Below are 1,697 nucleotides of genomic sequence, written 5' to 3' on the forward strand. Positions count from 1 at the left end.
GCTATTGTAAACGAAGCCAATGAAAGACTAATCAAAAACATACAGTACCAACTTGCTCGTCAAGAATATGCTGCCAACAAGAAAGGCTAGATCATGTTCTCAAGCTTTATCTATATCTTACATATCCTTATGAGTTTAAGCATTACATATTCTTATTGCGATTTTAAAAACAGATTATCACTTATGCTTTGTTTTTTTCATAAAAAATCAATAAAATCAATTCAAAAGGTACTTCCCAGCGGGTTGGCTTCTTTGCGGGGCAGGCGAGCGCGAACTATCGCTAGCGACAGAATTTTCAAATCAACTGTACATTGTACACTTAACTCATTGATAAATAACAATTTAAATATGTACACTGTACAGTATGTGAAACGTTTTCTTAGCAAGAAGTAATTTTTGTTACTTGACAATTCTATAGTAATAGGTATTTTCGAATCAGGTGCCTAGAAAACACCTTAAAACAACAAGCGGATTGGTTGCCGAAATAATCAGTCTTCCGCACATTAAAGACTTTGACTCATTATATGCTACATGCGTAGAATAATATTGTCGGGTGTGGTTACGCTATACAATACCCTCATGGGGAAAGGCGTAACGACGGGCTTGTTGCCGTGTTTTCTAGCACCCGGCATCCTCTTAGGATGTCAATAGAAAGCCTAATCAACAAGGAGTTCATTATGAACACTCTTATTAAAATTACAGAACAAACGATTGATCAAGAAACAGTTCAAGCAGTAAATGCACGTGATTTGCATACGTTTTTAGAAGTCAAATCCGAATTTAGAAATTGGATAAAAAATCGCATTGAGGAGTATGGTTTCCTAGAAAATAAGGACTTTATAAGTTTCGCTAAAATTTTAGCGAAACCTAATACCTTTCAAGAAAATCAAGGCTTTGTGAGTTTTACTAAAAATTTAGTAAAACCTAAAGGCGGTCGTCCAAGTACAGAATACCACATCACTTTAGACATGGCGAAAGAGCTCTCAATGGTGGAACGTAATGAGAAAGGACGTCAAGCACGCCGTTACTTTATTGAGTGCGAGAAGAAACTAAAAAGCCAATCTGTTGATTATGATAATGATACACGCTTTGATTTGCCAAGTTATTGGGAAGGTATGAACGCTGGTGAAAAAGTTTTGTATCTTCTGGGTCCAATTCATGTTCGTCTTCTTGATGCCTTCAGAGTAGATGAAGAAAACAGAAAATACAAAGCTCTCATTAAAGAAGCAAAACAAGTCTTAGAAAGATCTGTCGTAAAAGCTGCTTAGATTAAGACACATCTCTCCTCCCCGTTATCAACAATGGGGAGGTGGTTGGTTTAGCTGCCACTTGCTTTTTTTAAGACTTCACCCATACGTGTTCGCCAGTCTTTTCCTTGTTTTTTAAAAGAGGCAATAACATTTGGGTCGAGACGGAGAGTAACCGCTTGTTTAGGAGATTCAACGGGTGGACGCCCACGTTTACGGCGTTCTTCTGTTACATACTTAAAAAAGGAGGCTGGTAAAACGTCTTTAGCTGGCTTTAAGCGTGCAAGTTCTTCATCTGTTAGTGGTGGGGAATCCACAGCGTCCCAATCTTCTTTTGTGTAGCCACATTCTGTTTCAAAGGTTTTTTTGATAGTCATTGAAAACCTCTCTTTCTTTTTTATTCGCTTGACGAAAACTGATAATGGATATCGCTTCATTGCCAAGCTTTGC

The 1,697-nt window shown here is 37.7% G+C and carries 2 protein-coding genes; one reads left to right on the top strand and one right to left on the bottom strand.

Annotation, left to right across the window (positions count from 1 at the left end; translation table 11 throughout):
- Nucleotides 1-677: 677 nt before the first annotated feature.
- Nucleotides 678-1,268, top strand: coding sequence for an antA/AntB antirepressor family protein (locus ACFIQE_RS10160; RefSeq protein ID WP_375707677.1), 591 nt, complete (start codon nt 678-680; stop codon nt 1,266-1,268).
- Between the two features lie 50 nt (nt 1,269-1,318).
- Here the strand turns inward: ACFIQE_RS10160 and ACFIQE_RS10165 are convergent, their stop codons facing one another.
- Nucleotides 1,319-1,624 carry a BrnA antitoxin family protein gene (locus ACFIQE_RS10165; protein WP_375630443.1) on the bottom strand — a complete coding sequence of 102 codons (306 nt, stop codon included), beginning with the start codon at nt 1,622-1,624 and terminating at the stop codon, nt 1,319-1,321.
- Nucleotides 1,625-1,697 lie beyond the last annotated feature (73 nt).

Source organism: Bartonella sp. AA1HLJMS (assembly GCF_042197445.1).
Classification (GTDB): Bacteria; Pseudomonadota; Alphaproteobacteria; order Rhizobiales; family Rhizobiaceae; genus Bartonella.